Below are 4,352 nucleotides of genomic sequence, written 5' to 3'. Positions count from 1 at the left end.
TCAGCTTCGCCTGGCTGACGCTGATCGTGCTGTGCCTGGGCTATGTGGCCATGGTGATCTGGGGATGGATCGCGGCCCCGAGGCCGCCCGTCCTAGGGTCAGGACCCATTGAGTTTCATGGCCAGAACATGATGGTTGCGGCGAGCGCGATGGCGCAGAGGAAGACCTTCGGGCATCTGCCGTAACGCGTGGCGATGCGGCGCCAGTTCTTCAGGCGGCCGAACATGATCTCGATCCTGTTGCGGCGTTTGCAGGGGCGCTTGTCATACTTGACGCGCCGACCACGAGACTTTCGCGCCGGGATGCAGGGAGTGATCCCTTTGTCTTTCAGGGCATTTCTGAACCCGTCGGCATCGCAGCCCCGGTCTGCAAGCAACCATTCCGCTGAGGGCAAACCTCCCGGCAAGGCCGCGGCTCCAGTGTAGTCGCTGACCTGGCCTGCGCCGTGTCAGACCGCTGGTGAGCGCGAGGCGAACCGCATCTCGCTTGAACTCGTCGCTGTGTGTCGCTGCCATATCCAGTCTCCTTCTTGGCGAGCATTGCTCTCAGAAGACCGGAACGAAACCGGGGCAGGTCCAGGAAGTGGCCCAGCGCGGATTGCGCACGTCCCGCGGCAACCGGATCGACAAGAAGTACCTCTACCGGATGCTCGGCAATCGCGCCTGTATCGGTGAGGCCGTCCACAAGGGCGCGAGCTACCCCGGCGAGCACGTGGCCATCATCGACCGGGACGTCTGGGACAAGGTTCACGCGATCCTCAGGGAAAGCCCGCGCAAGCGTGCGGCCCGCACTCGTGCCGACGCCCCTGCCCTCCTCAAGGGGCTGCTCTTCGGTCCCGATGGTGCCGCCTTCTCCCCACTCATACGCGCAAGGGCGACCGTCTCTATCGATACTACGTCAGCCAGACGATCCTGAAGCACGGCGCCGGGGCCTGCCCCATTGCCCGGATGCCCGCCGGCGAGATCGGGGCGGCCGTGCTGGGCCAGCTGCGCGCGGTGTTCCGCCAGCCCGAGATCATCGCCGGCACGTGGCGGGCCGCACGCGCAGAGGTGGACGGGATCAGCGAGGACGAGGCCCGCAGGGCGCTGCAGCAACTGGATCCGCTCTGGGACGAGCTATTCCCGACCGAGCAGGCCCGCATCGTCTCCCTGCTCGTCGAGCGCGTGGAGATCGGCACCGAGGGGCTGACGGTCCGGCTCCGGGTGGACGGGCTAGTGGGCCTCACGCGGGAGATGCAGTGCGGCGGCGGCGACGTGAAGCGGGCGGGATGATGCGCGCATCATCTGCAACCGACACCCTCACGCTCCATGTCCCGTTCCGCATCATCAGGCGCGGCAGGCGTAGGAAGATCGTGCTGCCAGCCGGAGCAGTGTAGCCCCGCCGCACCGACAGCACCCTTGTCCGGGCGCTGGGGCGTACGTTCGGGTGGAAGCGGCTGCTGGACAGCGCGCCTGCCTGACCATTGCCGAGGTGGCGGAGCGCGAAGGCGTCGCCATGTCCTATGTCAGCCGCCTTCTGCAGCTGACGCTGCTCGCCCCCCACATCGTCGAGGCCATCCTTGAGGGCAAGCAGGGACCAGAGGTGACGCTGGCCCGGCTGCTCGAGCCCCTGCCGGTATCCTAAGGCGGAGCAGCGCAGCTTGCTCGCACCTGCATCCGGGCGGCAGGGCTCAAGCGCGAGCTGAGCCCGCGAAATCGGATGCACCCTTGATCGGTTGCAGCACCTCGACGACGCTGAAACTGGCTGTCGAACGAACCGGATGGCCTTTCTGCAACATGGCGGTGCTGCGTTGAGCGTGTCTCGACCTCTGGTTGCCGACTTTTCGATCCATGCTAGCGTTTCCCGGACCCAAGCCTGACGCCAGGGAGCCCGATGACACCGGATGATCTCGAGACTGCCCGCGGCTCGACAGTACTGGCTGACCTCCCGGGGACCTTGCAGGACAGATTGCTGGCGGTGGCTCAGCTGCAGATCCTCAAACCTGATGAGGTGGCCTTTCTTCAGGATGACCCACCGGAGGCGCTGTTCATCGTGCTGGAGGGATGGATCAGGCTCTGCCGCGTGGGGGCGAGCGGGGCCGAGACGGTGATTGATCTCCTGAGCACCGGACGCAGCTTCGGCGAAGCCTCTGTCCTGCAGGAACTGCCCCATCTGGTCACCAGCCGGGCCATGATGCGAACGAGGCTGCTGCGCCTGAAAGCCGCGGTGCTCAGGATGCTGGTCGGACAGGAGCCTGCGCTTGCGAGATCGATGCTGTGCGCCGTCCTTGATCACCTGCAGCAATTCGTGCTGCAGATCGAGGATCTGAAGGCGCGTTCCGGCGTCCAGCGCGTGACATCGTTCCTGCTGACCTGCATGGAGGAGACCACGGGCCAGCGGGAGGCAGTGCTGCCCTACGGCGAGGCGCTGCTCGCCTGCCAGTTGGGCATGAAGCCCGAGACCCTTTCGCGGGCCTTCGCGCGGTTGCGCGACCACGGCGCGCGTGTCGAGGCAACCACCGTTCATGCGGAGGACTGCGACCACCTGCACAGGTTGATGCTGGACAAGCCGGCCAGTTCCTCGATGTGCTGATCGGGCCGGACACACATTTGCCGCGCATCCGTCCTGCTCCCGGCAGGGGGAGGCCGAAGCAAAAGCTAAGCAAATCGGCACTGAGACGGCGTTGTCTTGCGATGCCCAGGCCTTGGCAGCAGGCAGGCCGTGGAGCCCGATGAGGCGCCGCTCGATGTCCCTGTCGTACAGGCTGCAGTGCAGGGAGATGCAGTCTTCTGCCTCGGCGCTTCTGCCCGGCACGCCCGATGAGGCGATCCTAACCCCTCTGCAGGACAGCGGCTTGGACGTCCTGATCATGGGCGCATACGGGCACTCACGCATTTCCAGTCTGGTAGTAGGCTCCACCACCATGGCGATCCTGCAAAAGGCCCCGGTGCCGATTCTGCTGGTGCGATGATCGAGTTCCACGCGCGCAGCGTGAGCATCATCCTTTGATTTCGACAGGCGAGAAGCCGAGCGATTATACACAGCCTGCCATGCACCTGACCTTGCGATCCTGCCGGAGTATGCTGCATCGAGCAGAAGCGACCAGCCGGGTAGCGCAGCACCCGACCTCTTGCGACACGGGTATTGATCGATGGCAATTTATGTGGATGCGGACGCCTGCCCGGTGAAGGCCGAGGTCCAGCGTGTGGCCACGCGGCACAAGCTGCGCGTGCTGATTGTCTCGATTGGCGGGATCAGACCGTCGCCGAACCCGCTTGTCGAGACGGCGATCGTGCCGGAAGGACCGGACGAGGCCGACATGTAAATCGCTGACCGCGCCGGTCTGGGAGACGTGGTGATCACCGGCGACATCCCTCTGGCGGCGAGATGCGTCCTCGGCCGGAGCACAGGTTCTCACGCATAACGGCGCGGCGCTGACTCCGGAAAACGTCGGCAATGCTTTGGCAACACGCGATCTGCTGGCCGACCTGCGAGCCGCCGATCCGTCCCGGCCAGAAGGCGGCCGCAGCTTCACGAAGGCGGACCGGTCCCGCCTCCTCAATGCACTGGAGCGAGCAGTCCGCAGCAGTGCTGGATGACCGAATAGCCCCGGCTCGCCACGCATGGCTCCGGTGCTGCTCGGTACTATGAAGATGGGCAGCACGGTCCGTTATCTCGGCATGGAGATTGAGGACGCTTTGAGCCTCTACGAGCGCATCGACCTTTGAGCACCATCAACGGGCGTCCCGCAGCAGTCGGCCCATAGCCGCTTGTCGGGCTCGACCGATACTGCAGGGCGGCATTCCCCGAAGCAGCCATTTGACACGTTGCGCAGCATTTCGATCTGAGGAGCGTCTGCGATGCGGAACAAACCTGCGCTGCGGACGTGCACTTTGTTAGGCACAGCGGAACGAGGGTGGTGCCAGCCCTCTGGACTTCCTTTCGTGTCGATATATGTGCATGTCTTGGTGCAATGGAGATAAGCGCCGACCAGCATGACAAATATATCAAGTTTTGATTTTCCGCCGCCATCTGACTGGCAAGCCTTTGAGCGCCTCATCCGGGATCTGTTCGAGCGCGAGTGGGAAACCGACGACGCTCAGGCAAACGACCGCTCCGGACAAAACAGGCGGGTGTCGATGTCTATGGAACAGATCGTCGACACAATAAATGGGTCGGAATTCAGTGTAAGGGCCGCACAGGCGGGTATAGCGGCAAAGTCACAGAGAAAGAGCTACGCGACGAAGTCGAGAAAGCCAAAGGCTTCGTGCCGAAGCTTGATAAATTTATTCTGGCCACTACCGCCCCATGGCCTGCCCCAATGAGGTGGTCCGTTTGCAATCTTAGTGCATGACGGGTTTTGGCGCTACGGT

Annotated in this window: 3 protein-coding genes and 4 pseudogenes; 6 read left to right on the top strand and 1 reads right to left on the bottom strand. The window is 63.9% G+C overall.

Features of this window, described 5'->3' with window-relative positions; all coding sequences use genetic code 11:
- A pseudogene (locus ACFFII_RS17355) lies at window positions 1-185 on the top strand (hypothetical protein); the annotation flags it as partial.
- Here the strand turns inward: ACFFII_RS17355 and ACFFII_RS17350 are convergent.
- Window positions 116-442, bottom strand: a pseudogene (locus ACFFII_RS17350) (transposase); the annotation flags it as partial. The pseudogenes ACFFII_RS17355 and ACFFII_RS17350 overlap by 70 nt on opposite strands.
- Before the next feature lie 134 nt (window positions 443-576).
- Here ACFFII_RS17350 and ACFFII_RS17345 point away from each other — a divergent pair.
- The 5 genes and pseudogenes from ACFFII_RS17345 to ACFFII_RS17325 form a co-directional block, all read left to right on the top strand.
- A pseudogene (locus tag ACFFII_RS17345) lies at window positions 577-1,271 on the top strand (recombinase family protein); the annotation flags it as partial.
- A 154-nt stretch (window positions 1,272-1,425) separates the two neighbouring features.
- Window positions 1,426-1,623, top strand: a complete 198-nt coding sequence (locus ACFFII_RS17340; protein ID WP_377700131.1) for a ParB/RepB/Spo0J family partition protein — start codon at window positions 1,426-1,428, stop codon at window positions 1,621-1,623.
- A gap of 249 nt (window positions 1,624-1,872) precedes the next feature.
- Window positions 1,873-2,571 (top strand): cyclic nucleotide-binding domain-containing protein, encoded by a 699-nt coding sequence (locus ACFFII_RS17335; RefSeq protein WP_377700130.1) that lies wholly within the window; start codon window positions 1,873-1,875, stop codon window positions 2,569-2,571.
- A 154-nt stretch (window positions 2,572-2,725) separates the two neighbouring features.
- Window positions 2,726-2,950 carry a universal stress protein gene (locus ACFFII_RS17330; RefSeq protein WP_377700129.1) on the top strand — a complete coding sequence of 75 codons (225 nt, stop codon included), beginning with the start codon at window positions 2,726-2,728 and terminating at the stop codon, window positions 2,948-2,950.
- Window positions 2,951-3,130: 180 nt separating this feature from the next.
- Window positions 3,131-3,578, top strand: a pseudogene (locus ACFFII_RS17325) (YaiI/YqxD family protein).
- Window positions 3,579-4,352: the final 774 nt, after the last annotated feature.

The sequence above is a fragment of the Paracoccus niistensis genome (assembly GCF_042432925.1).
GTDB classification, from domain to species: domain Bacteria; phylum Pseudomonadota; class Alphaproteobacteria; order Rhodobacterales; family Rhodobacteraceae; genus Paracoccus; species Paracoccus niistensis.
Note: the sequence above shows the minus strand (reverse complement) of the source record. Positions and strands in the feature narration are given on the sequence as shown.